Genomic DNA, 23627 nt, shown 5'->3' with positions numbered 1-23627 from the left:
GATGAGCCTGTTTGTCTTTTTCGCGGTGCTTGCCGCTGCGGCCATGCATGCGATCTGGAACGCGCTGGTCAAGGTCCATCTCGACCGTTTCCTGTCGATTACGCTGATGACGGCCGGCATGGGTGCCGCCGCGCTGGTGACGTTGCCTTTCGTCGAGGTGCCGAAGCCGGAAGTGTGGCCATACATCCTCGCCTCGGTTGTCTTCCACATGGGCTACAGGACGTTCCTGATCGGTGCCTACAAGGCCGGCGATTTCGCCCAGACCTATCCGCTGGCGCGCGGCACCGCGCCGCTATTGGCTGCTTTGGGGGGCATTGTGGTTGTGGCCGAGATGCCGGCGCCGCTCGCTATCGTCGGCATCGTCTTGTTGTCGGCGGGCACGCTGGTGCTGTCGTTTCGCGGCGGCGCGCATCTGGAGAAGTTGAACCTGCGCGCCGTCGGCTTCGCGCTGGGCACATCGATCTTCATCGCCAGCTATACGCTGTCGGACGGCAGCGGCGCGCGGCTCGCCGCCACCGCGTCGAGTTATGCGGCCTGGCTGTTCGTCTGCGACGCGCTGTGGGCGCTGGTGCTGTGCGTCGTCTTTCGCGGCCCACGGGCGCTGCCGGTGCTGGCGCGCGACTGGAAGGCGGGAATCTATACCGGCGTGCTCAGCGGCGGCGCCTACTGGATCGTGATGTGGGCGATGACCAAGGCGCCGATCGCCTCGGTGGCGTCGCTGCGCGAAACATCGATCCTGTTCGCCATGATGATCTCGGTGTTCGCGCTCGGCGAGAAGATGACGGCATGGCGAGGTGCTGCGGTGCTTAGCATCGTCGCCGGCGTCGTTGCGCTGAGACTGGGATAGTCACGCGATCTCCAGGTCGCACACTATCAGCCCGTCCGTGCCACCTTCGAGCGCCGCGACCAGTCTCGCGCCGGCTCGCTGGTGCGCTTCATGCTCCAGATAGGCATCGCGTGCCGCCGCATCGCGAAAGTCGATGGTGAAGCCGTGCGTGAAGCCGCGGGCGAAGGGTTCTGGGCTGGTGTTGGCGCTGAACTCGACCTTGCCCATGCCGTCGATCACCGGCCGCAACGCTTCGAGATCGCCATGGATTGCCGCGCGCTCGGCGGTGGCGACATCGTTGCGGAATCTGACGAAAACACAGTGCCTGATCATTCTTTGTCCCTCATGCCGCTCGGTTGGTGGAAAACACCGCCGGCGGCAGCGGCTCCCGGCCAAGGATCAGATCGGCGCCCTTTTCGCCTACCATGATCGTCGGCGCGTTGGTGTTGGAGGAGGGGATGCGCGGCATCACCGAGGCGTCGCAGACGCGCAGGCCCTCGATGCCGCGCAGCTTGAGATCGGGCGTTACCACGCTCATCGCATCGTGGCCCATGCGGCAGGTGCCGACCGGGTGGTGGTCGGTCTTGGAACTGCGGCAGGCGTAGTCGAACAGTTCGTCGCCGGTCTGCAGGTCGGGTCCCGGTAGTACCTCGCGCAGCACGTAGGGCTGCAGCGCCTTCTGCCGCATGATCTCGCGCGCCAGCCTCAGCCCCTTGATCGACATGTCGCGGTCATAGGGATCGGACCAATAGTTCGGATCGATCAGCGGGCGGTCGGCCGGGTCGGCACTGTTCAGCCGCACCGTGCCGCGCGAGCGCGGGCGCAGGAAGGCCGAGTTCAGTGTCACGCCCGGATTGTTCAGCTTCTCGACGCCGGCCTCGATGCCGGAGCCGAGGCCGAGATGCAGCTGGATATCGGGAGAGGCGGCGGTCGGATCGGCGTACCAGAAGCCGCCGGTCTCGAACAGGCTGGAGGCCACGGGGCCCTTCTTCAGGAGAAGATACTGCAGGCCGGCCCACGCCGTCCAGTGCAGCTTGGCGTAGTTGTCATAGGTGTGGTTGCCGGTGCATTCGGCGATGACGAACAGGTCGAGATGATCCTGCAGATTAGAGCCGACGCCGGGCAAATCGTGCACCGGCGTCACGCCGACCGCCTTCAGATGGTCGGCCGGGCCGATGCCCGACTGCATCAGAAGCTTCGGCGAGCCGATGGCGCCGGACGAGACGATCACCTCGCGTTCGGCGTGCAGGATCGTTGGCTGGCCGCCCGGCTTGTCGACGATCTCGACGCCGACAGCGCGGCCTTTGTCGACGACGATGCGTGTCACCAGAACGCCGGTCCTGATGGTGAGATTCTTGCGCTCGCGGATCGGCCTGAGATAGGCGACCGAGGCGGAGGAGCGTTTTGCGTCCTTCTGCGTCAATTGGTAGTAGCCGACGCCCTCCTGGCTGGCGCCGTTGAAGTCGGGATTAAAGGGAATGCCCATCTCTTGTCCGGCACGGAAATAGGCCTCGCAGATCGGCAGCGGCGCGATCGGGTTCGATACGCCGAGCGGGCCTTGGTCGCCGTGAAAATCGTTGGCATAGCGCTGGTTGTTCTCGGCGCGCTTGAAATAGGGCAGCACGTCGCGATAGCCCCAACCGGCAAGGCCTTCTTCCTTCTCCCAGGCATCGTAGTCGCGGGCGTTGCCGCGCGTGTAGATCTGGGCGTTGATCGAAGAGCCGCCGCCGATCACCTTGGCCTGCGTGTACCGGAAGACGCGATCGTTCATGTACTTTTGCGGCACCGTCGACCAGCCCCAGGCGGCGATGCCCTTGGTCATCTTGGCAAAACCGGCCGGCATGTGGATCAAGGGATGCCAGTCCTTGCCGCCGGCTTCGAGCAGCAGCACCTGATGCGACGGATCTTCGCTCAGCCGATTGGCGAGTACGCAGCCGGCCGGGCCGGCGCCGACAATTATGTAGTCAGTCATGGGATGTAGTCGATCATGGCGTCACCTGTTCATAGCCTCGGCACGGACAGCGCGCCGTCGACATTGATGACCGAGCCGGTCGAAAAGCCGAGCTTGCCCCCGGCGAGCGCCGCCACGGCGGCACCGATATCCTTGCTCTCGCCCCAGCGCATTGCCGGCACCAGGCCGCCGTCGATCAATCCGTCATATTTGGCGGTGACACCCGCGGTCATGTCGGTGCGGATGATGCCCGGCCGCACTTCGAACACGGCGATGTTTTCGGCGGCAAGCCGCAGCGCCAGGTTCTTCACCCACATCGAAAGCCCGGCCTTGGAAATGCAGTAATCGGAGCGTTCCGGCGAGGCCATGGCGGCACTGACCGAAGTGATGGTGATGATCGACCTCGCACCATCGCTCGGCAGGTCGAGCATCGCTTTGGCAACGGCCTGGCTGAGGAATACGGTGCCGCGCAGATTGATGCTGAGCACCCGGTCGAAATTTTCCGGCTTGAGTTCAAGCAGGTCGCCGCGCAGGACGGTGCCGATGCCAGCATTGTTGACCAGGCAGTCGATGCGGCCGAAGGCGCTTGTCGCGGCATCGATCAGCGCTGCATGGTCGTCGAGGTCGGCGATGTCGCCGCTGACATAGGCGAACTTCGCGCCGCGCCCGGTGATGTCGGCGGCGAGCCCGTCGGCGGCTTCGTTGGCAAGGTCGGCGACGAGGATGTCGAAGCCGGCGCTGGCCAGCGCCTCGGCGCAGGCAAGGCCGATGCCGCGCGCGCCGCCGGTGACGATCGCTGCCGGGCGGCTCATGTTGCGAGCTCCGTCTTGCGGATGTGGTCGGCGACGCGCAGCGCCTGTGCGGCGATCGACAGCGCCGGATTGACGGCGGCCGAATTCGGCAGGAAGCCGGCATCGACGACGAACAAATTGCTGTGGTCGAAGGAGCGGCAGAATGGGTCGAGCGGCGAGGTCGCCGGGTCATTGCCCATCTTCACCGTGCCGCACTGGTGCGAGGGCGTGCGCTTGTCGAACGGCCGCGACAGGACGATCGGATAGCCGCAGGCGCGGAAATTCTCGCGCATCACCTTGGTCAGCCCGTCGAGCGACTGCATGTTGGAGCGCCGCCACTGCATGATGATGTCCTTGCCGTCGACCATGATGCGGCTCTCGGGATCGGGCAGGTCCTCGCACATCAGATACCAGTCGACGGCGCGGCCGGCCATGAAATCGAGCGCGAATTTGGGCGCGCGCCTGACATTGGCCTTGAGGATGTTGCCGTCGATCTTGCCGAGGAGTTGGACATTGCCGAGCGGCTTGCCGCCCTTGCCGTCGGACAGATAATAGTCGTTCAGCATCAGCGTCTTCTGGTAGACGGATTTGTTCCGGCGGCGCGGATCGATCGCCAGCATGGCGCTCGAATTGTGGTTCATGAAGTTGCGGCCGACCTGGTCGGAGCGGTTGGCCAGGCCTTTGCCGCCGCCTTTGCCGTTGGGGGAAGGCGAACGCAGCAGGATGGCGGCGGAATTGACCGCGCCGGCCGACAGGATGACCAGCTTCGGCGCGACGCTCTTCAGCGTACCTTTCTGTCGATAATGGACGGCGGCGATCGTCCTGGCGTCCGGCGATGCTTCGAGATGTTCGACATGCGCGCCGGTCTCGAGCTTGATGTTCTGGTCGGCAAGGGCCGACGCCAGCGGCCCCGTTTGCGCGTCGACCTTGCCGGCGCCGGTGTTGGGAAACGCATCCCACGGCGTGCTGCCGTCTTTCAGCCAGGCTTCGATGTCGACGCCGAGCGGCAGCGATGCCGGATGCAGGCCCAGGCTCTTCAACTCGGCGCGCGCACGCGCGATAGGCGGCTCGTCGGGTACCGGGCCGAAAGGGTAGGGCGTCGAGTGGAACGGCTCGGTCGGGTCTTCGCCGAGCGCACCACGCACGCGAAAAAGCTGCTCGGCCCTGGAATACCAGGGTTCGAATTCCTCATAGGAAAACGGCCAGGCCGGCGAGATGCCGCCATAGTGCTCCATCTCCGAAAAGTCTTGCCTGCGGTAGCGGATCAGCACCGCGCCGTAGAATTTCGAATTGCCGCCGACATAGTAGTAATTGCCAGGGTTGAACGCGGCACCCCCGGCCTCGAGCCACATCTCCTTCGGCCGGTAGTGGCCATCGACGAAGATGGCGCGGGTGTCGCGTGTATGCGGCGTCGCCGGCAGCGGTTCGCCGCGCTCCAGCATCAGGATCGAGGCGCCACCGCCGGCAAGGCCGGAAGCGATCGTGGCGCCGCCTATGCCGGAGCCGATGATGACGATATCTGGATTTGTCATGGCCGTCAGACGATGCGTCTCTCGGTCGCCGGATCGAAGAACACCGCCTTGGTCAGGTTGAAGGCGAGCGGCGTGACCGTGCCGGGCTGGATGTTGGCGTCGGCGCGCAGCCGCGCCACCACCGCCTTGCCGCCGAGATTGGTGACCGCGAACGTATCCGAGCCGGCCGGCTCGATGACCTCGATGTGACAGTCGGCGCGGGCGATGTTCGAGGCGTTGCGTTCGGCGCCTTCGGGATCGGTCAGTGCTTCCGGGCGGACGCCGAAGATGATCGGTTTTCCCTGGAACGCCGACAGGCCGGCCGGCGCATTGGCCAGCGGCAGCGAGATCGGCTGGCGCGCCTCGCGCTCCATGACGACGGAGAAGCCGCTGCCGTTGCTGCCGATCGTCGCCGGGATCAGGTTCATCGCCGGCGAGCCCATGAAGTCAGCAACAAACAGGTTGACCGGATTGTTATAGATTTCGGCCGGCGTACCGAACTGCTGCACCTCGCCGTCGCGCATCACCGCGATCTTGGTGGCCAGCGTCATCGCCTCGATCTGGTCGTGCGTGACGTAGACGATGGTGGTGCCGGTGGTGGCGTGCAGGCGCTTGATCTCGATGCGCATGTCGACGCGCAGCTTGGCGTCGAGGTTGGACAAAGGCTCGTCGAACAGGAACAGCTTTGGATCGCGCACCAGTGCCCGGCCCATGGCGACGCGCTGGCGCTGGCCGCCGGAAAGCTGGCTTGGCTTGCGCTTCAGCAAATGGCCGATCTGCAGGACCTTCGCCACCTTGTCGATGGCCTTCTGGCGCTCGTCGGCCGGCACGCCGCGCATCTCCATGCCGAAGGCGATATTGCCGGCGACCGTCATGTTCGGATAGAGCGCGTAGCTCTGGAAGACCATCGCGATGTCGCGCTTGGAGGGGTGGAGATCGTTGATCGTGCGTCCGTCGACGCGGATTTCGCCTTCGGTGATGGTCTCCAGGCCGGCAATGGTGTTGAGCAGCGTGGACTTGCCGCAACCGGAGGGCCCGACCAGCACGAGGAAGCCGCCCTTTTCGAGGTCGAGATCGATGCCTTTCAGGATCTCGACCGCTCCGAAACGCTTCTTCAACCCGTCAATTTCCAGAAAAGCCATGCGATTATCCTTTGACGGCGCCGGCCATCAGGCCGCGCACGAAATAGCGGCCGGCGAGCACATAGACGAGGAGCGTCGGCAGCGCGGCGATCATCGCCGCCGCCATGTTGACGTTGTATTCGACGACGCCGGTCGAGGTGTTGACGACGTTGTTCAGCGCCACGGTCATCGGCATCACGTCGCCGGAGCCGGCATAGGCGGAGGCAAAGAGGAAGTCGTTCCAGATATTGGTGAACTGGTAGATCACCGTCACCACGATGATCGGCAGCGAGTTGGGCAGCATGATGCGCCGGAAGATCTGGAAGAAGCTGGCGCCGTCGATCTGCGCCGCCTTCACCAATTCATTCGGAAACGCTTCGTAGTAATTGCGGAAGAACAGGGTGGTGAAGCCGATGCCGTAGACGACGTGGACGAACACCAGGTTCACCGTCGGATTGCCGAAGCCGAAGGTGAGGCCGGTCGCGTTCTGCAGCTTGACGCCGAACCGGCCGAAGCTGCCGAGGATCGTTGCCATCGGCAAGAGAACCGATTGGAACGGGATGAAGCAGGCAAACAGCATCAGCCCGAACACCAGCGTCGCCCCGCGAAAGCGCCACTTCGTCAGCACATAGCCGTTGAGCGCGCCGAGCAGGGTCGAGATGACGACCGCTGGAACCACCATCTTGATCGAGTTCCAGAAATAACCCTTCATGCCGACGCAGGTGAGACCCGAGCAGACCTCGCTCCACGCCCTTATCCAGGGTGCGAAAGTCGGCGCTTGCGGCAGCGCCAGCATGTTGCCGTTCTGGATTTCGTCCATGGTCTTGAACGAGGTCACCAGCATGACGAATAGCGGCATCAGGTAGAACAGCGCGAACAGCGCCAGCAGCCCGTAGATGACGATGCGGTTGACCGTCCTGGCGCGGATACCGCCAGTGTTCTGGCGAGCAGGAGTGGCCACGGCGCTCATCGCGGCTTCTCCCGGAGCTCGGAATAGAGATAGGGAACGATGATCGCGGTGATGGTCATCAGCATGATCACGGCGCTGGCCGAGCCGACGGCCATTTCGTTGCGCTTGAAGGTGTACTCATACATGAAGTTCGACGGCAGCCAGGCCGAGCCGCCCGGCCCGCCGCTGGTCAGCGCGACGACCAGATCGTAGGACTTGATGGCGAGATGCGCGAGCACGATCAACGCCGAAAGGAAGATCGGCCGCAGCAGCGGAATGACGATGCGGCGGTAGAGCTGGAAGGTGGTGGCGCCGTCGATCTGCGCCGCCTTCATGATCTCGCCGTCGATCCCGCGCAGGCCGGCCAGGAACATCGCCATGATAAAGCCCGAAGCCTGCCAGACGCCGGCGATGACCACCGTGTAGATGACGAAATCCTTGTTCTTGATCCAGTCGAAATGGAAGCTCGTCCAGCCCCACTGGTGCAACGTCTGCTCGAGGCCGAGGCCGGGGTCGAGAAACCATTTCCAGGCAACGCCCGTGACGATGAAGGACAGTGCCATGGGGTAGAGATAGATCGGCCGCAACATGCCTTCGCCGCGGATCTTCTGATCAAGCAGGATCGCCAGGAACAGGCCGAGTGCCAGGCAGATGGAAATATAGAGGAAGCCGAAAATCCCCATATTGGTGATCGACGTGTACCAGCTGGACGGCGGATCGCTTTCGAAGGTCCAGCGCCATAGCCGCTGATAGGCGCGTGGCCCGGTGATGGCGTAGGAGGGAAAGGTCTTGGAGTTGGTGAAGGACAGATAGATCGTCCACAGGATGAAGCCGTAGACGAAGACGACGGTGGCGGCAAAGCTTGGCGCTAGCACGAGCTTCGGCAGCGCGTCCTGAAGGCGCGAGCGCACCGAGGCGCCCGGACGGGCATCGTGCTCCGGCGTCAGCGTGATACTGGTTTCAGCAACTGTACTCATCTGTCCATTCCGTATGGCGGGTCCGGAATTCGGCTGTCGCGGGCTCTGCGGCACGAAAGCGTGCCGGTCGGCGCAACCGCAAAACCTCGCCGCAGGGAAATCTCCCCGGCTTGCGCCGGGGAGATCATTCACATCGGCGGTGCCTTACTTGGCGTCTTCGATCGCGCTGACCAGTTGGGTCACGGCCTCGTCCGAGGTCTTGATCTGGCCGTGCACGAACTTCGAGACGACATCCTTGTAGGCGTTGGCAACCGCCGGAGGCGCGCCATAGCCTTGCGCCAGCGAACCGAACAGCGTGCCGCCTTCATTGGCGGCCTTCAAATCGGCCATGCCCTTCTTGCCGCAAGCGTCGAAATCGGTGTCCGGCACGTCGGTGCGGGCCGGAACAGAGCCCTTGACGACGTTGAAGGCCGACTGGAAGCTCTTCGACAGAGTGGCGGTGGCCAAGGCGATCTGGGCGGCCTTGCGGTCCTCCGGAACGTTGAACATGCCGAACATGTCGGAGTTGTAGACGACGCTGCCATCGGTGCCGGGGAAGCGGTAGCACAGGAAGTCGGTGCCGGGGACCTTCTTGGCGGCGTTGAATTCGCCCTTGGCCCAGTCACCCATCACCTGCACCAACGCATCGCCCTTGATGACCATGGCGGTGGCGAGGTTCCAGTCCCGGCCCGAGAAGTTCGGGTCGACATAGGTGACGAGCTTGGCGAGATTGTCGAACGACTTCTTCATCGTGTCGGACTTCAGCGACTCCTCGTCGAGGTCGTTGAAGGCCTTCTTGTAGAACTCGGGCCCGCCGGTCGACAGCACGACCGAGTCGAACATGGTGGCTTCCTGCCAATTCTGGCCGCCCAGCGCGAGCGGGATGACGCCCGCCGCCTTGGCTTTGTCGAGCAGCGCGATGAAGTCGTCGAAGGTCTTGGGCTCGGTGCCGCCGATCTTGTCCATCACCGCCTTGTTGATCCACAGCCAGTTGACCGAGTGGACGTTGACCGGGGCCGCGACCCACTTGCCGTCATAGACCGAGAATTTCTGCAGGGCCGCGGGAACGGACTTGTCCCAGCCTTCCTTTATCGCCGTCTCGGTCAGGTCGCCCATGACGCCGGCTGCGGCGTAGTCGAGCACGGTATAGCCAAGCATCTGCGAGGCGGTCGGGTAGTTGCCGGCCGCCACCATCGCCTTCAGCGCGGTCATGGCGGCGTCGCCGCCGCCGCCGGCCACCGGCACGTCCTTCCAGGCAAAGCCTTCCTTGGCCAGATCCTGCTTGAGCACGTTCAGAGCGGCAGCTTCGCCGCCCGACGTCCACCAATGCAGCATCTGGACTTCCTTGACGTCCTCGGCATGGGCCGCGAACGCAACGCCCGACGCGAGTGCCGTCCCGATAAGCAGTTTGCGCAACATGTACTTCCTCCCTTGTTGAACTTACAACGACCGGCGGATGGCCACCGGGTTCTTCCCAACTCAGCCGACCCACCATCCGGTGCGCTGGCCGCGATGAAACTGGATTGTCTTTTCCTCGGTATAATCCTCGACGGCGCGCTTGCCGAGTTCGCGTCCCAAACCGGACTGCTTGTAGCCGCCGAAAGGCAGTTCGGGGTAACCCTCCATGAACGTGTTCACCCAAACGGTTCCCGAACGCACATTCCGCGCCACCGACATGCAGGTATCGATGCTGGCGCTCCACACGCCCGCCGACAGACCATAGGGCGTGTTGTTGGCGATGTGCAACGCCCTTTCAATCGATTCAAAAGTCAGCACCGAGAGCACCGGACCGAACACTTCCTCGCGCGCAATGGCCATGTCTTCGGTGACGTCGCGAATGATGGTCGGGTCGAGATACTGGCCGGCGCTGGATGCAAGTTGCTTGCCGCCAGTATAAATCCGGCTGCCGTCGTTTTCCGCTGCCGTCACGTAGCCGGTGACCTTGGCCACATGGTCGGCGGAGATCATCGCGCCAACCTTGGTGCGGTCGTCGAGCGGGTCGCCGACAACCACCTTGGCGGTGAGGGCTTTGACGGCGCCGAGGAACTCGTCGGCGATCGCCTCATGGACGATCAGCCGGCTGCCGGCATTGCAACATTCGCCGGCATTGAAGAAGCCGCCGAATACCGCCGCGTCGGCGGCGGCCTCGAGGTCGGCGTCGGGAAAGACGATCTGGCCGTTCTTGCCGCCGAGCTCCATCGAGACTTTCTTCAGCGAGTTGGCGGCAGACGCCATGGTCATCTTGCCGACGCGGGTGGAGCCGGTGAACGACACCATTTCGACCAGCGGATGGCTGACCATCGGTGCGCCGACATCGGCGCCCAGCCCGGCAAGGATGTTGACGACGCCATCGGGCAAGCCGGCCTGCATCAGGATCTCGCCGAGCACGAAGGTCGAGGCCGAGGTCATCTCGCTCGGCTTGACCACCGCCGTGCAGCCGGCGGCGAGCGCGAAGGGCAGTTTCTGGCTGACGATAAGGAACGGGAAATTCCACGGCGTGATGATCGAGACGACGCCGATCGGTTCGCGCAGCACGACACCGAGCATGGCATCGCCGAGATTGGCGTAGCTTTCGCCGTGAAGCGTGCGGGCGAGTGCCGCAGCATAGCGCCAGATGTCGATGGCGCCGCCGATCTCGCCGCGCGCCTGGGCGATCGGCTTGCCGGATTCCAGCGCGTCGAGCCGGGCAATCTCGTCCAGTCGCGCCTCGATCAGGCCAGCCGTCTTGAGCAGGATCGCGGCGCGCTCGGCGGCTTTCATGCGCGGCCACGGGCCGGTCTCGAAGGCCTTGTGCGCGGCCTGTACCGCCGCCTCGACGTCCGCCGCGCCGGCTTGCGCATAGCGCGAAACGGTGAAGCCGTGGCCGGGGCTGCTGCGCTCCAGCGTGCGGCCGTCCTGGGCGCCGACGAACTTGCCGCCGATCAGCAGTCGGTAGCTTTTCGGCGCTGCGGCTGCCTCGGCGGGCATGGTGATGTTAAGAGGCGCGTTCATGTGATTTCCAGGTTCCGCTCGCATTCTATGATCTTGAAAACGCCGGTTTCTGCTTGGCTTTGAAAGCCTCGACGCCGGCCCTGAGATCGCTCGTCAGCGCAACGAAGCCGCTGGCCAGCGCTTCGGTCGCGGCGGCACTCTCTTCGCCTTCGGCGATGGCAATCATCAGCTTGGCGGCTTCGGTTGCCAGCGGCCCGCGCTCGGCGATCTTGCCGGCCCAGGCCTTGGCGTCCGCGAACGCCTTGCCGGTCTCGACCGCCCGGTCGACAATCCCCCACGCCATCGCATCGGTTGCCAGAAACACCTCGCCGCCAAGCGCCATCCGCCGCACCGCCTGTGCACCGAAGCGGCGCACGGCGCGCTGTGTGCCGGACCAGCCGGGAACGACGCCGATCGAGGTCTCGGGGAAACCCAGCTTCACCTGTGTTTCTGCCACGCGGAAGTCGCATGCAGCCGCCAGTTCCAGCCCACCGCCCAGCGCATGGCCGGCAAGCACGGCGATCGTCGGCTGCCGCAGCCGCGCCAGCCGGTCGAAGACGCGGTGGCCGTAGCGCACCCATTGCACCTGGAAGTCGACAGCGCTCATTTCTGCCCATGCTTCGACATCGCCGCCGGCGCAAAAGCCCTTGCCTTCGCCGCAGACCAGCACGACGCGGACGCCATCCGCCGCCTCGGCCTCGTCGAGTGCCGCTTCCAGCGCCCGCAGCATCGGAATGTCGAGCGCGTTGAATTTCTCCGGCCGGCGCAGCGTGACAATGCCGATGGCGCCGTCAGTTTCAAAGGTTACTAGACGCTCAGCCATGTGCGCCCCCAAGCGAGGCGCCGCTATTAAGCAACAGGCCGATCGGTCGGTCGTGGTAGAGCGCGTCCGGCGTCACTTTGAGGTCGTTGGCGACAGCAAGCGGGATCTCGGCCTGCGCCAGCACATCGCGTTCAAGGTCGATGCCCGGCGCCAGCTCGGTGACCATCAGCCCTGCCGGCGTCAGCTTCATCACGCAGCGCTCGGTGATGTAGGTGATGTCCTGCCCTTGGGCGACGGCACGCTTGCCCGAGAAGGAGATGTGCTCGACCTCGCCGACGACTTTCTTGACCTTGCCCTCCTGGTCGATGCGGATGCCGCCATCGGCCAATGAGAGTTTGGCACCGGCATTGAAGAAACCGGAAAAGACGATCTTCTTCGCCCGTGCGGTGATGTCGACGAAGCCGCCGGCGCCGGCGGTGACATGCGGCCGCGCCGAAAGCTTCGAGACATTGACAGAGCCGTGGCGGTCGATCTGCAGGAAGGACAGCAGCGAGGCGTCGAAGCCGCCAGCCTGAAAATAGATGAACTGGTGCGGCGAGGGCATGAAAGCGTCGGCGTTCGACGAGCAGCCGAACTTGAAGTCGAGCAGCGGCACGCCGCCAACCGCGCCCTGTTCGATGACCCAGGTGACCTTGCCGTGCTGGCCTTCCTCGAGCAGGATGCGCGGCACATTGGCCGAGATGCCGAAGCCGATATTGACGGCCATGCCGTCGGCAAGCTCCATGGCGACGCGGCGGGCAATGACCTTCTGGACGTTCATTTCAGCGTTGCGAAAGCTCGACATTGGCCGGAAGATCTCGCCGGAGATGGCCGGATCGTAGGGCGTCAGCGTCGTCTGCAACTGGTCGGGCGCCACCACGATATGATCGACCAGCACGCCGGGCACACGCACATCGTGCGGCTTCAGCGTGCCGTTCTCGACGACGCGCTTGACCTGCGCGATGACGATGCCGCCATTGTTGCGAGCGGCCAGCGCCTGTTCGAGGCCGCCGAGATAGGCGCCTTCATGCTCATAGGTGAGGTTGCCGCGCTCGTCGGCGGTGGTGGCGCGGATGATCGCGACCTGCGGCACGATCGAGCGGAAATAGAGCCACTCCTCGCCATCGAACTGCTGCACGGAAACGATCGGCTCGCTGGCGGCGGCATTCATGGCGCAGCCTTGGTGGCGCGGGTCGGCGAAGGTGTCGAGCCCGACCTTGGTCAGCACCCCGGGGCGCTTGGCGGCGGCCTCGCGATGCATGTCGAACAGGATGCCGGACGGCACGTTATAGGCGGCGACCGAATTGTCGCCGATCATCTTCCAGATCTGCGGCGGTTCGGACGAGGACGGCCCGGATGGATAGGAGCCGCACAAAGTGCGCTTCAACAAGCCGGGCTTGGCGAGATGATCAATGCCCTTGATGCCGTACATGTCGCCGGCGGCGATCGGGTGCAGCGTCGTGATATCCTTGGGATGCCCATCCGCGTCGAAGCGCTCGCCGATGGCGGCCAGCACCGCGTCCGGACAGCCGAGGCCGCTCGACGATGACACGGAAACGACCATACCATCCTTGATCAGGCCGGCAGCCTCAGTCGCGGAGACGAGCTTGCTCACCCAGCACTCCCGAGCTTCGGGTCGATGGCAACGGCCTTGCCGGACCTGGCCGACTGCAATGCCGCTTCGGCCGCGGTCAGCGACCAGACGCCGTCCTCGCCGGTGGCGGAAGGCTGGCCCTCGCCGCGGATCGCCGCGTGGAATTGGCGCAGCGAACGGGCATAGAGGTCTTCGCGATCGAAGCTCAATTCCTCCTCGCCCTGTGCCGTTCGCAGCAACACAGAGCCGACTGGCTTCTGCGTCATCACGTCCCTGCCGATCAGCGAGCCTTCGGTGCCATGCACCTCGAAGCCGGTCCCGGCGAACTTGGTGGTGAAGCCCTCATGCGACTGGGCGATGACGCCCGATGCGAAGCGCCAGAGGCACATGGCGCCGTCTTCCAGCCCGCCGGCGGCCATGCCGGCCGATTGTGTGAAGGCCGAGATCCCGACTGGATCGTCGCCGAGCACGAAGCGCAGCGTATCGGCATCGTGGACGGTGATGTCGAGCACCACGCCGCCGCCGGCGTCCGGCCTGGTGATGCGCCAGCCCTGCAGGTTTTCCGGCAGATAGACAGAGTGGAAGACGCGCGCGGCGATCGGCCTGCCAATGCGGCCGGCAGCGATCGCTGCGCGCATCGCCCGATGCGAGCCGGCATTGCGCAAATGGTGATTGGTGCCGAGCACGACGCCGGCGGCCCTGGCCGCCGCGACGATCTTGCGGGCGTCGGCACTGGTCAGCGCCAGCGGCTTTTCGCACAGCACATGCTTTCCCGCCTCGAGGGCGGCGAGTGCCTGTTCGAGATGCAATTCGTTGGTGGTCGAGATGTAGACGGCGTCGATATCGGATTTGAGCAGGGCGTCCAGCGTCGTGACCGCCGCCTGAATACGGTTTTCGCTGGCATAGGTGCCGGCGCGCTCCGGGCTGGAGCTCATCACTGCGGCGATCTCGCCGTCCGGCTGCGCGCGGATGGCGCCGATCATGAACTGTCTTGCGATCGTGCTGGCGCCGATCAGCCCCCAACTGACGGTCATGCCGCGTCTCCTATTCCTGCGCAGCTATGCTCCTTGCGATCGGGGCCGCAGCTTTCCCTGACCACGAGGTTGACGGCGCCGATATGATCCTCGGCGCGCGTGGTGCGCGATTGGATCATCCTCAGCACGACATGGGCGGCGCGCTCGCCGAGGCCGGCGGTGTTCACCGACACGCTGGTCAGCGCCGGCATATAGTGCTCGGCCTCGGCGACGTCGTCGAAGCCGACGACGGCAAAGTCCGCGCCAGGCTCCAGGCCGCGCTTGCGTAGCGCCAGCAAGACGCCGAAGGCGACCGCATCGTTGAAGCAAAGGGCCGCAGTGGGCGGCGCGGCCATGGCGAGCGCGGTTTCCAGGCAGGCAATGCCGCCCTTGCGGCTGGTTTCGCCCTCGAAGACCAGCCTGTCGGCCGGTGCGATGCCGAGCGCTTCACAGGCCTCGCGAAAGCCGCCCAGCCGCTCGTGATAGACGACAAGGTCGGACGAACCGCCGAAGAAGGCCAGCCGGCGGTGGCCCTTACCGATCAGATGGGCGGTAGCGAGATAGGCGCCGCGATGATTGTCGGGCGTGATCACCGGGATGCGGCTTTCGGGGAGGCGGCGCATGACGAAGACAACCGGAACGCCCGCGGTCTCAAGGCGGCGGAACGCGCCGGGCGTGGTGCCGCGCGCGGGAGACACGACGAGCCCGGCGACACCCTGCTCCATCAGCGATTTCAGAACCTCTTCCTGGCGCACCGGGTTTTCAGCCGTATTGGCGATGAAAGGCACGACGCCGGCCGACTGGAAGACGCGCTCCATGCCGACCGCCAGTTCGGCGAAGAACGGATTGGTGAGATCGTTGATGACCATGCCGATGACATTGGAATGGGCCTTGCGCAGATTGGCGGCGCCGCGGTTGTAGACGTAGCCGACGTCCTCGATCGCCTTGCGAACCTTGAGCGCAGTTTCAGGCCGGATCAGCCCGCTGCCTTGCAGCACCAGCGAAACCGTCGATTTGGACACGCCCGCCTCACGGGCTATGTCGAGTATCGTTGCCTTGGCCCGGCTGGCCATCCAGATCTGTCCTCCCGATGGTTTCTTATGCGATTTATTGGAACGATCTAATCCCTCCTATGGATTTGAGTCAATCGCGTTTTTGCGAATCCGTGAAAATGCGGCTCATGGCGCCCAATTGCCAAGGAGTGTATGGCTTTCTGCTGTTGCGCTGCCGCAATTCGACCGGCGCACGGCGGAGCGGCAAAGCATCTTGATTTATTGGAACGTTCCATTTAATAGGCGCTGGGAAGGGAGAGAGCCATGGACATCACCTTGCCAGGGGAAGGCGGCGGCCGCATCCGCTACCGGCTTGTCGGCCAGCCGGTGCAGCCTGCGGCCGGCGCGCGGTTCTCGCGCATCGCCTATGCCGCCGCCCATGTGGTCGCCGATCCTGTGGCGATGACCGATCCGTGGTCCCGGCCGGCAGTCGACTGGGACAAGACGATGGCGTTTCGCCGTCACCTTTGGCGGCTCGGCTTCCGCGTCGCCGAAGCGATGGACACCTCGCAGCGCGGCATGGGTTTCGACTGGGCAAATGCCAGGGAATTAATCCGCCGCTCGATCGCCGAGGCGCGCAGCGTCGACGGCGCCGATCTCGCGTCGGGCGCCGGCACCGACCATCTGGCGCCGGGCGCCGCGAGCACGCTCGCCGATGTCATCGCGGCCTATGAAGAGCAGCTCGGCTTCATCGAAGGACTTGGCGGCAAGGCGATCATGATGGCCAGCCGTGCACTGGCGGCGGTCGCCAAAGGGCCCGACGATTATGTCAGTGTCTACGACCGCATCCTGTCCCAGTCCTCCGGCAAGGTCATCCTGCACTGGCTGGGCGATATGTTCGACCCGGCGCTGAAAGGCTACTGGGGCAGCAGCGATTTCGAAACTGCGCTCGAGACGGTGATCGCGATCATCGAACGCCATGCCGGCAAGGTCGAAGGCATAAAGATATCGCTGCTCGATGCCGGCAAGGAGATCGCGCTCAGGGACCGGCTGCCCGAGGGCGTGGTGATGTTCACTGGCGACGACTTCAACTACCCCGAGCTGATCGCCGGCGACGGCGACAGGCATTCGCACGCGCTGCTCGGCATTTTCGATGCCATCGCGCCCGTCGCCAATGCGGCGCTGGCAAAGCTGGCCGACGGCGACCGCGCCGGCTATGACGCGCTGATGGTCCCGACAGTGCCGCTGTCGCGCAAGATCTTCGAGGCGCCGACCGAATATTACAAGGCCGGCATCGTTTTCATGGCATGGCTTAACGGCCATCAGGAGCACTTTTCGATGATCGGCGGCATGCAATCGGCGCGCGGCATCCGTCACTATGCCGATGTCTTTCGCCTTGCCGATCAGGCGGGGTTGCTGGCCGAGCCGGAACTCGCCATCGCCAGAATGACAAGCCTCTGCGCAGTAGCGGGTGTCTGATCGCTAGACGTTACAGCGTCTGATCCAAACGCCTGGTTTGGGTGGTTTTGCGATTTGGCTTGTCTGGATAAATCTGTATGCGGTATGCGTCCGGCAACAGAGAAGCCGATCCGGCGCTCCGCCGGCCACTGGCAAAGCTGCCGTTCTGCATTGGGGTGAGTTGATGACCTTCGACCTTCAGGGCAAGCGCGTTTTTGTCGCCGGGCATCGCGGCATGGTCGGCTCGGCCATCCTGCGCAGATTGGCCGACGAGGATTGCGAGGTCCTGACCGCCTCGCGCGCCGAGCTCGATCTTCTCGACCAGGCCGGGGTGCGGCGCTGGATGGCCGACCGCAAGCCGGATGCAGTGGTGATGGCAGCGGCCAAGGTCGGCGGTATCCTGGCCAACGACAGGCTTCCGGTCGATTTTCTGCAGGACAACCTCGTCATGCAGAACAATGTCATCGACAGCGCCTTCCGTAACGAGGTGCAGAAGCTGCTGTTTCTCGGTTCATCCTGCATCTATCCCAAATTCGCGGCGCAGCCGATCTCCGAGGACGCCTTGCTGAGCGGCCCGCTCGAACCCACCAACGAATGGTATGCGATCGCCAAGATCGCCGGGCTGAAACTGTGCCAGGCTTACCGGCGTCAGCACGGTGTCGACTACATCTCGGCGATGCCGACCAATCTCTACGGCCCGGGCGACAATTTCGACCTCAATTCCAGCCATGTCGTGCCCGCTCTGATGCGCAAGGCGCACGAGGCCAGGCGCGCCGGCCGCAAGACCCTGGAGGTGTGGGGATCGGGCACGCCGATGCGCGAGTTCCTGCATGTCGACGACGCCGCCGACGCCCTGGTCTGGCTGCTGAAGAATTATTCGGGCGACAGCCACATCAATGTCGGTTCGGGTGAAGACATCACCATTGCCGACCTTGCCCGCACCATCGTGTCGGTCGCCGGCGCCGATGCCACGATCACATTCGATCCGACAAAGCCGGACGGCACGCCGCGCAAGCTGATGGACGTGTCGCGCCTGTTCGCCACCGGCTGGCGTCCGCGCTACTCGTTGCGCAGCGGATTGGAACAGACCTATGCCTGGTTTCTGGAGCACGTCGAGACTGGCGATCTTCGCCTCGGCGCGGCCTGAGGTCGGTATTGGCGAGCTCGGCGTCAGGATCGGATCAGGCCGAGAACGTCAGCCGATGAAAACACCGACGGCCGATTGAGGGATTGTCTGGATGGTGGGCGTGACAGGGATTGAACCTGTGACCCCTGCAATGTCAATGCAGTGCTCTCCCGCTGAGCTACACGCCCATCCGAAGCCGCGCATACACCATTTTTGGTTCAGCGCGTCAATAGCGGGAAAGGGAAAGAATGGCTGGCTTGCCGCGTCGGTCAAGACGCGACAAAAAGCGCGTCAGGCGGCCTGCAACATCTTTTCGACTTCGTTGACGAGGTCGCGCAGGTGGAACGGCTTCGACAGCACCTTGGCGTCTTTCGGCGCTTTCGAATCGGGGTTCAGCGCGACGGCGGCGAAGCCGGTGATGAACATCACCTTGAGATCGGGGTCGATCTCGGTGGCGCGGCGGGCGAGCTCGATGCCATCCATCTCGGGCATGACGATGTCGGTCAAAAGCAGCGAAAAAGGTTCCTCGCGCAGCCGCTCATAGGCGCTGGCGCCATTGTCGAAATCGCTGACCTGATAGCCGGCGCGCTCCAGCGCCTTGACGAGGAACCGGCGCATGTCGTCGTCGTCTTCCGCCAGCAGAATGCGTGCCATCTTGTCCCGTCCGAATCACCCAACCGACAATGCCGTGCGGCAAGCCCGTTAACCATGCTGTATATGAGGAGGTGACGGTAAACATCAAGTGAACGTTGGGCGCACAATCCTGATTTGGCTAGCGCTTCGGCGGCTGGACATGCGGGCGGCGAGGTGGCACTTTCCTGTCATGATGCATTGGTATTTCCGGGTTCGTTCAAATTGAAAACGGCAGCCGAGGATTTTTCGGTCGTTCCACCCTTCGAAATCCGATCGGGCGCCGAACAGCGCGTTCCCTTCCTCTTCAACTCGCCGCATAGCGGCCGCTACTATCCGGACCGGTTCATGGCGATGGCCAAGCTGGACCGCAACGCCATCCGCCGCTCCGAGGACTGCTATGTCGAGGAATTGTTCGGCGGTGCCGTTGCGCTCGGGGCGCCGATGCTGGCGGCAAACTTCCCGCGCGCCTATCTCGACGTCAACCGGGAGCCGTGGGAACTCGACCCTCGCATGTTCGCCGAACCGGTGCCGTCCTTCTGCAACATCCGCTCGGCGCGGGTGGCCGGCGGGCTCGGTACCGTGCCCAAGCTGGTAGGCGAGGGGCTCGACATCTATTCCGGCCGCTTGCCGCTGGCCGAAGCCGTGGCGCGCATCGAAGCGGTCTACAAACCCTATCACGAGACGCTGAAACGGCTTTTGACCAGAACCCATGCGCGCTTCGGTTATGCCGTGCTAATAGACTGCCACTCGATGCCGGCAAGCATAAGAGTTGGCGACAGCGGATTGCGGCCGGATTTCATCGTCGGCGACCGGTTCGGCATCTCCGCCGCGGCGGCGTTGACCGAGACGGCGATCGGCCTGCTCACCGGCATGGGCTACAGCGTCGCCCACAACAAGCCCTATGCCGGAGGCTTCATCACGGAGCACTATGGCCGCCCGGTGCGCCATCTGCATGCGCTGCAGATCGAGGTCAATCGCGGGCTCTACATGAATGAGCGGACGTTCCAGAGATCAGCTGGTTTCGACGCGTTGGCCGACGACCTGGCGCGGTTTTCGGCCGAGTTGATGGCAATGCCGGATCATCATTTCGTCGATCTGCCGCTGGCCGCCGAATAGCGGCCGGAATCGCGGCATTCGCCGCTCATGTGGCAGCGTAAAAAGCGTAAAAAAAGACCGCATCGTTTGCACGACACGGTCGAAGTCTAGGGAGGAAACGCCCAAGGAGGGCATGGACAGGAACCCCTGTCCGAGAACAAACGTATTGTGCGCTGCACAAATGTCAAGGCACGTTCCGGCTTTTTTAATTCACTGTGAAGTGGAAATTGCATTTCCATGATGACTGCGTTGCATTCGAGCAACAGTTGGCGTCGTGCGAAAGGCTCCGAATGCGCTTGTTTCGGTACAAAACGCCCTTGTTTCGGCACAAATCCGTAGGCAAACCGGCATCTCAAACATGCTGGAGCGGGAGAATCAGTTGGACATCAGCATCGATTTCATGCGGCGCATTGCGCGTGCCGCCGCAGCCGAGACCTTGCCGCGCTTCCGCAGCCAGGGGGCGGTCGCCAACAAGGAGCACGGCAGCTTCGACCCGGTCACGGAGGCCGACCGTGAGGCCGAGCGCGCGATCCGGGCGCTGATATCAGCGCAATACCCCGATCACGGCATTCTCGGCGAGGAGCATGGCAGCGAAAACATCTCCAGCCGGCATGTCTGGGTGATCGATCCGATCGACGGCACACGCGCCTTCATTTCCGGCCTGCCGGTGTGGGGCACGCTGGTCGGGCTGACGGTCGACGGCGATGCCGTCGCCGGCCTGATGTCGCAGCCCTTCACCGGCGAGCTGTTCTACGCCAACGCTTCCGGCTCGCATTATGAAGGTCCCGGTGGCCCGCGAAAACTCACGACGCGCAAGACCACGAATCTCGCCGAGGCGACGCTGTTCACCACCACGCCGGCGCTGTTCAAGGGAGACGCGCGCTTGCGCTACGACTTGTTCGAGCAACAGGTCCAGCTCGCCCGCTACGGCACCGACTGCTATGCCTTCGCCATGGTGGCGGCAGGCAGCGTCGATATCGTCGCCGATCCCGGATTGAAGCCCTACGACATCGTTGCGCTTATCCCGATCATCGAGAAGGCAGGCGGCGTCGTCACCACTTTCGAGGGCGGACCGGCGGAAAAGGGCGGCGACATCCTGGCGGCGGCGACACCGGAGCTGCACGCAGCGGCGATGGCGGCGCTGCGCGGCTGAGAATCCGGTACCCAAGCGTCTGTTTTTGCGCAAATCCGACGGAAACCGCGGTACGGTTCTAAAGCGCGTCGCGTTTGAATGGGCGCGCTCGTTTTAATGCATGTCGTTATCGCAAAACCGCTGCGCACTTTTGCGGGACATGCATTAGCTATCGGCAGGCCAAGCGTCCGAGAGACGCAGGCCCCACAAAATGAGCACGAAAGAGATGAGGCCGGTCGGCGCGGACGAATACGCCACGCCTTTGATGACGGCTTCCTGAAAGGCGCTTCCGTGGAAGGCTCCGGCCGCCAACGGCATTGTCTCGTTGCCGGCCCCCCAGGCGCTGGCGATCACGTAGGCGGCCAGGATCGCCAAAGCCGAATAGATCAGGAGCCAGAACGCAATCCGCGACATCGCCGCGCCGAGATTGAGCCTAGACCATGCGAGGCCTAGCGCCAGCAACAGAACGCCCTCCAGGGCGCTGAGCGTGTGCGCGGACAGTCCGAGCCGCGGTGCGGCGAGGTACGGTATTGCAAACCCTTCGAATGACGAAAACAGCAGCAGCGCGACGCCAATCTGCAGTAGCCGATGCCCCTGACGTGACAGCGTGTTCGATGCGTTCATGGTCGTTTTTCTCCCGGTCTCTGCCGAATTGCCTCCAATCTCTTTGGCCGCTACCTAGCGCTCGATGCCTGAACGGGAATAAGGGGCAAGCTGCGCCGGGCAAGCAACCCGCGCAGGCTTTGTTGCCGGGCGCTGGCGAAGCGGTTAAACAGCGTCGCCGGTTCCTGGGATGAAAGCATCGAATGCCGCAAGCAGTTGCTCGCGATAGAGGTCGGCCTCCTGCAGGATCTCGTGGCGAGCGCCGTCGATCATCACTAGCGAGCCGACGCGCAGACGTCTTGCATAGGCTTCGACTGCCCTGGTCGAGACGACCTGGTCGGCGCCGGCGGCGATCATCAGCAAGGGCACCTGGATCTTGGCCATGAAATCCGGGTCGCTGACGATCAAGGACGCCTCCGTGGCCGCCTTCAGCCAGCAGATCGTCGGTCCGCCGAGCGCCAGCTGCGGATAGGTTTCGTAGATCAGCGTGTTGCGCCGATAGCGTTCCGGGTCGCTGGTCAGCTTGTTTATGGCGAAGGGCACCGATTCCTTCGGCCGCGGCCCCCATGCGGCATAGAGCCGGCCAAGGCCGAGAAGGCAGAACAGCGAACAGATGCCGCGAACGGTTTTTACCGAAACCGGGAGGTCAGGCACGGTGAAGAATGGTGCGATCAGCACCATGCGACGTACGCGGTTCGCCATTGAGGGTGCGGCGAGCAGCGCAATCACCGCCCCGGCCGAATGGGCCAGTATGTAGTAGGGTCCCCGGCAATCGGGCAGCACGATCTCTTCGAAGAACTGCTCGAGATCGCCGGTATAGTCGAAAAAGCTTCGGACGTAGCCGCGCTGGCGATCGCCGATCATCCGGTCGGAAGCGCCTTGGCCGCGCCAGTCGAGGGTCGCCACGCCAAAACCCCGGTCGGCAAGGTTGCGAATGGTCTCGAAATACTTCTCGATGCACTCGTTGCGGCCGGTCAGGACGACGACGGTGCCCTTCATCGGGCGGGCAACCGCGGCAAACAGCCCATAGCGGATCTTCTTGCCGTCGCGCGTGGTGAAGAAGCCGCCGGCCGCGTTTTCCGGCAGCGGATTGCCTGGAGTTTCGTAGAACAGGGAGGGCTGGGGGAACAGATCGGTCATACGGTGTTTGCTTGGCGTCGGTGACGGCGTGGGCGCAAGTCAGGCATAAACGCCCATGCGCCAAAAGCAAAGGAATTCGGGACGCCGGGGACGTCGACCCAGGCAGCGAACAAGTAAGGCCGGAAGCAGCCTAGGGCGTGCTTCCGGCCTCTGTCGACCCGGGAGGAAGGGACGTTACACCCGGTTCGGCCTCGTCGTGTCGCCTTCTCAGGCGACCTGTTTCTGATCTCGAGAACAGTTTTAATGCCGTCTGGCTGAACGCTCGCCGAAGCCACGGTTCATCTGCCGTTCATCGGCATCGGGACGTGATCAGGGGCCGATGCGGTTCGGACGCGGGCAAATCTTGAAATGCCGTCGCCCGCTTCCCAAATTTGTTATGCGGCCGCCAATGTCGGGGCCGCTGGCCCATCCGGAACGCCGTCACGGGTTTCGCACCGGCCATACGCAAACCTTGTTGCTCAACAGGAGAACACACCATGCGTCACGTTGATTTTTCCCCGCTCTACCGTTCGACCGTCGGTTTTGACCGGCTGTTCACCATGCTCGATTCGCTTGCGCAGCCGGAAGGCCAGACCTATCCGCCTTACAACATCGAGCGCACCGGCGAGGACGCCTATCGCATCTCGATGGCTGTGGCCGGCTTCTCGGAAGATGAGATTTCGATCGAAGCTCACCGCAATGTGCTGACCGTCAAGGGTGAGCGCAAGGAGGAAGGCAATGGCGAAGGCTCCGAACTGCTCTATCGCGGTATCGCCAGCCGAGCCTTCGAGCGCCGCTTCCAGCTTGCCGATCACGTCGAGGTTGTCGGCGCCGCGCTGAAGAACGGCCTGCTTTTTGTCGACCTCAAGCGCAACATCCCCGAAGAGCTGAAGCCGCGCAAGATCGCGATCACCTCGGCTCCGGCCAAGGCCAAGCAGATCGAGGCCAAGACCGCCGCCTAAATCGGGCAGCTAAACTCCCCGGG

General features: G+C 63.8%; 22 protein-coding genes and 1 tRNA gene. 6 read left to right on the top strand and 17 right to left on the bottom strand.

The window, feature by feature from the left end:
- The first annotated feature begins 1 nt into the window (after position 1).
- Entirely contained in the window at positions 2–847 is an 846-nt protein-coding gene (locus NKG95_RS11790) for an EamA family transporter (RefSeq protein ID WP_023719051.1), read from the top strand.
- Here the strand turns inward: NKG95_RS11790 and NKG95_RS11785 are convergent, their stop codons facing one another.
- From NKG95_RS11785 to NKG95_RS11725, 13 genes are all read right to left on the bottom strand, one after another.
- The gene (locus tag NKG95_RS11785; RefSeq protein ID WP_352845560.1) at positions 848–1159 is read right to left on the bottom strand and encodes a Dabb family protein; all 312 of its coding nucleotides are present in this window, start codon (positions 1157–1159) and stop codon (positions 848–850) included.
- A gap of 10 nt (positions 1160–1169) precedes the next feature.
- Positions 1170–2798 (bottom strand): GMC family oxidoreductase, encoded by a 1629-nt coding sequence (locus NKG95_RS11780; RefSeq protein WP_352481919.1) that lies wholly within the window; start codon positions 2796–2798, stop codon positions 1170–1172.
- 29 nt (positions 2799–2827) lie between these two features.
- Entirely contained in the window at positions 2828–3589 is a 762-nt protein-coding gene (locus tag NKG95_RS11775) for a 3-ketoacyl-ACP reductase (RefSeq protein ID WP_023719054.1), read from the bottom strand.
- The gene (locus NKG95_RS11770) at positions 3586–5100 is read right to left on the bottom strand and encodes a GMC oxidoreductase (protein WP_353040683.1); all 1515 of its coding nucleotides are present in this window, start codon (positions 5098–5100) and stop codon (positions 3586–3588) included. The genes NKG95_RS11775 and NKG95_RS11770 overlap by 4 nt, the downstream gene beginning before the upstream one ends.
- Before the next feature lie 5 nt (positions 5101–5105).
- Positions 5106–6221 (bottom strand): ABC transporter ATP-binding protein, encoded by a 1116-nt coding sequence (locus NKG95_RS11765; protein ID WP_023719056.1) that lies wholly within the window; start codon positions 6219–6221, stop codon positions 5106–5108.
- A 4-nt stretch (positions 6222–6225) separates the two neighbouring features.
- Complete coding sequence (locus tag NKG95_RS11760; protein WP_023719057.1) at positions 6226–7170, bottom strand: carbohydrate ABC transporter permease; 945 nt, start codon at positions 7168–7170, stop codon at positions 6226–6228.
- Entirely contained in the window at positions 7167–8126 is a 960-nt protein-coding gene (locus NKG95_RS11755) for a carbohydrate ABC transporter permease (RefSeq protein ID WP_353019930.1), read from the bottom strand. Before NKG95_RS11755 ends, NKG95_RS11760 begins: the two co-directional genes overlap by 4 nt.
- A gap of 144 nt (positions 8127–8270) precedes the next feature.
- Positions 8271–9524 carry an ABC transporter substrate-binding protein gene (locus NKG95_RS11750; protein ID WP_031194023.1) on the bottom strand — a complete coding sequence of 418 codons (1254 nt, stop codon included), beginning with the start codon at positions 9522–9524 and terminating at the stop codon, positions 8271–8273.
- 60 nt (positions 9525–9584) lie between these two features.
- Positions 9585–11096 carry an aldehyde dehydrogenase family protein gene (locus NKG95_RS11745; protein ID WP_353009948.1) on the bottom strand — a complete coding sequence of 504 codons (1512 nt, stop codon included), beginning with the start codon at positions 11094–11096 and terminating at the stop codon, positions 9585–9587.
- Positions 11097–11121: 25 nt separating this feature from the next.
- Positions 11122–11898: an enoyl-CoA hydratase/isomerase family protein gene (locus tag NKG95_RS11740; protein ID WP_352845567.1), complete on the bottom strand. Its 777-nt coding sequence runs from the start codon at positions 11896–11898 to the stop codon at positions 11122–11124.
- Positions 11891–13492, bottom strand: a complete 1602-nt coding sequence (locus tag NKG95_RS11735; RefSeq protein ID WP_353040682.1) for an acyl CoA:acetate/3-ketoacid CoA transferase — start codon at positions 13490–13492, stop codon at positions 11891–11893. The genes NKG95_RS11740 and NKG95_RS11735 overlap by 8 nt, the downstream gene beginning before the upstream one ends.
- On the bottom strand, positions 13489–14505 hold the full coding sequence (locus NKG95_RS11730) for a Gfo/Idh/MocA family protein (RefSeq protein WP_353040681.1): 1017 nt from the start codon (positions 14503–14505) through the stop codon (positions 13489–13491). Before NKG95_RS11730 ends, NKG95_RS11735 begins: the two co-directional genes overlap by 4 nt.
- Positions 14502–15557: a LacI family DNA-binding transcriptional regulator gene (locus NKG95_RS11725; protein WP_353040680.1), complete on the bottom strand. Its 1056-nt coding sequence runs from the start codon at positions 15555–15557 to the stop codon at positions 14502–14504. Before NKG95_RS11725 ends, NKG95_RS11730 begins: the two co-directional genes overlap by 4 nt.
- Before the next feature lie 243 nt (positions 15558–15800).
- Here NKG95_RS11725 and NKG95_RS11720 point away from each other — a divergent pair, with 243 nt between their 5' ends.
- Together NKG95_RS11720 and fcl are read left to right on the top strand one after the other, a co-directional pair.
- Positions 15801–16955 (top strand): dihydrodipicolinate synthase family protein, encoded by a 1155-nt coding sequence (locus NKG95_RS11720; RefSeq protein ID WP_023719064.1) that lies wholly within the window; start codon positions 15801–15803, stop codon positions 16953–16955.
- Between the two features lie 163 nt (positions 16956–17118).
- Complete coding sequence (fcl, locus tag NKG95_RS11715) at positions 17119–18081, top strand: GDP-L-fucose synthase (protein ID WP_353040679.1); 963 nt, start codon at positions 17119–17121, stop codon at positions 18079–18081.
- A 92-nt stretch (positions 18082–18173) separates the two neighbouring features.
- Here fcl and NKG95_RS11710 read toward each other — a convergent pair.
- Together NKG95_RS11710 and cpdR are read right to left on the bottom strand one after the other, a co-directional pair.
- A tRNA-Val gene (locus tag NKG95_RS11710) sits at positions 18174–18248 on the bottom strand.
- Positions 18249–18351: 103 nt separating this feature from the next.
- Positions 18352–18714 carry a cell cycle two-component system response regulator CpdR gene (cpdR, locus tag NKG95_RS11705; RefSeq protein WP_006199474.1) on the bottom strand — a complete coding sequence of 121 codons (363 nt, stop codon included), beginning with the start codon at positions 18712–18714 and terminating at the stop codon, positions 18352–18354.
- Positions 18715–18867: 153 nt separating this feature from the next.
- Between cpdR and NKG95_RS11700 the strand changes: the two genes are divergently transcribed.
- Together NKG95_RS11700 and hisN are read left to right on the top strand one after the other, a co-directional pair.
- Entirely contained in the window at positions 18868–19809 is a 942-nt protein-coding gene (locus NKG95_RS11700) for an N-formylglutamate amidohydrolase (protein WP_023719085.1), read from the top strand.
- A 358-nt stretch (positions 19810–20167) separates the two neighbouring features.
- Positions 20168–20941, top strand: a complete 774-nt coding sequence (gene hisN / locus NKG95_RS11695) for a histidinol-phosphatase (RefSeq protein WP_353040678.1) — start codon at positions 20168–20170, stop codon at positions 20939–20941.
- A 144-nt stretch (positions 20942–21085) separates the two neighbouring features.
- Here hisN and NKG95_RS11690 read toward each other — a convergent pair whose 3' ends face one another.
- Together NKG95_RS11690 and NKG95_RS11685 are read right to left on the bottom strand one after the other, a co-directional pair.
- Positions 21086–21544: a styrene oxide isomerase gene (locus NKG95_RS11690; protein ID WP_353040677.1), complete on the bottom strand. Its 459-nt coding sequence runs from the start codon at positions 21542–21544 to the stop codon at positions 21086–21088.
- A 144-nt stretch (positions 21545–21688) separates the two neighbouring features.
- Positions 21689–22663, bottom strand: coding sequence for an alpha/beta fold hydrolase (locus NKG95_RS11685; protein WP_352494701.1), 975 nt, complete (start codon positions 22661–22663; stop codon positions 21689–21691).
- Between the two features lie 476 nt (positions 22664–23139).
- Between NKG95_RS11685 and NKG95_RS11680 the strand changes: the two genes are divergently transcribed.
- Complete coding sequence (locus tag NKG95_RS11680; protein ID WP_023675381.1) at positions 23140–23604, top strand: Hsp20 family protein; 465 nt, start codon at positions 23140–23142, stop codon at positions 23602–23604.
- The last annotated feature ends 23 nt before the right edge of the window (positions 23605–23627 follow it).

This window comes from Mesorhizobium sp. M1423, from assembly GCF_040317575.1.
Taxonomy (GTDB): domain Bacteria; phylum Pseudomonadota; class Alphaproteobacteria; order Rhizobiales; family Rhizobiaceae; genus Mesorhizobium.
The sequence above is the reverse complement of the archived record's forward strand: the minus strand, read 5'-3'. Positions and strand labels throughout refer to the sequence as shown.